This is a genomic window from Bacillus sp. 105MF, assembly GCF_000374885.1.
GTDB lineage: Bacteria > Bacillota > Bacilli > Bacillales > Bacillaceae_G > Bacillus_A > Bacillus_A pseudomycoides.
In genome coordinates this window covers 1-1,401 of the sequence record NZ_KB895681.1, presented here as the reverse complement: position 1 = coordinate 1,401, position 1,401 = coordinate 1, and the positions used below count along the sequence as shown (strand labels likewise).

Sequence of the window (1,401 nt, the reverse complement as noted above, 5' to 3'; positions counted from 1 at the left end):
ATAAATATTTTAAGAACCTAAAAATCTACTATCTTATTATCAATTCTTTACCCACGTATTATCTTTTGGAAAGGTTATATTTAAAACTTATGTCTTTACAAATTTATATAACATTTAAGATGCAGGTACTAATTTCCATACAACTTTTTCTGTACTTAAAGTAGCAGTTGTCCAAGTCTTACTCAACTCTACCGTGTGATAACTCAAGTAGCTATTATCTTCTGCCTGAATTGTATATCCACCATCCACAGGACGAATAGTCCAATAACTGGCGAATTTTTCGTTATTAATAGAGGGCGATAAACTTTTTGTAAACCAGGTAGAAGCATTATGCGATATAATTTTCACAAACATCTCAATACGATATTTTTTATTTTCCTCAGAATAATGTAATTTTACAGGGTCACCAGGTGCACTGAATTGAAAGTACTGCATATTCATAATTGAGCTATGCCATGGAAAATATAACCCTTTATTTGGGTTGTCCGCTCGAGCTATATAATAATTTTTACTCGTATCAATCCGATCTCCTACTTCATTTACTGAATTAGATGATACAGATGCACTTGCTTTCTCTATTGGCAAAAATCCTAAAAACGTAACCAAAACGAGGAACGATATTAATACTCCTTTAATTTTCATAGAAACACTCCTTTTCATATTTGAATATAATAGAGATATAAATATTTTAAGGACCTAAAAAGTCTACTAGCTTATTATCAATTCTTTATCCACGTATTATCTTTTGGACAAGTTATATTTAAAACCTATGTCCCATAAACTTTAAGAAACAGGTAATAATTTCCACACGACTTTTTCTTTACCTAAGCAGGCACGTGTAAGAGGACCATACATTGTTGATTCAATCTCTTTATAATCAAGGTATCCTCCTTCTGCTTGCAGTGTATATCCCCCTTCTACAGGAGTTATCGTCCAATAAGCCGCGTCTTTTTCACTCGGGTTAAACTTTAAATTACTATCTAACCAATAATCAATAAATCCTATCTTCGGAAACGGAAAAGGCATCCCAATACGATATTTCTTGTTTTCTTCAGAAAAATACAATTTCATAGAAGCTGCCGAAGGGTTTTCTACTGTGTTACCTCTTGAACTAACTACTAAAAACGGGTAATAATTAAGAGACTCGTGATAACGTAATCCTCTTGTTGGTGAATCTGCTGGAACTATATAATAGTTTTTACTTGTATCAATCCTATCTCCTACTTCATTTACTAGATCAGATGATACGGATGCACTTGCTTTCTCTATTGGCAAAAATCCTAAAAACGTAATCAAAACGAGGAAAGATATTAATACTCCTTTAGCCCTCATAACAACACTCCTTTTCATATTTGAATATAATAGAGATATAAATATTTTAAGAACCTAAAAATCTACTAT

Annotated in this window: 2 protein-coding genes; both read right to left on the bottom strand. The window is 32.0% G+C overall.

What is annotated here, in order from left to right; all coding sequences use genetic code 11:
* Positions 1-114 precede the first annotated feature (114 nt).
* Positions 115-642 carry a hypothetical protein gene (locus C564_RS0131515; protein WP_018768256.1) on the bottom strand — a complete coding sequence of 176 codons (528 nt, stop codon included), beginning with the start codon at positions 640-642 and terminating at the stop codon, positions 115-117.
* 141 nt (positions 643-783) lie between these two features.
* Entirely contained in the window at positions 784-1,332 is a 549-nt protein-coding gene (locus C564_RS0131510; RefSeq protein ID WP_018768255.1) for a hypothetical protein, read from the bottom strand.
* Between the last annotated feature and the right edge of the window lie 69 nt (positions 1,333-1,401).

What these genes read in the sequence shown, in the direction of transcription:
- C564_RS0131515 (WP_018768256.1), bottom strand. Translation starts at nt 642, where the DNA reads ATGAAAATTAAAGGAGTATTAATATCGTTCCTCGTTTTGGTTACGTTT.
- C564_RS0131510 (WP_018768255.1), bottom strand. Translation starts at nt 1,332, where the DNA reads ATGAGGGCTAAAGGAGTATTAATATCTTTCCTCGTTTTGATTACGTTT.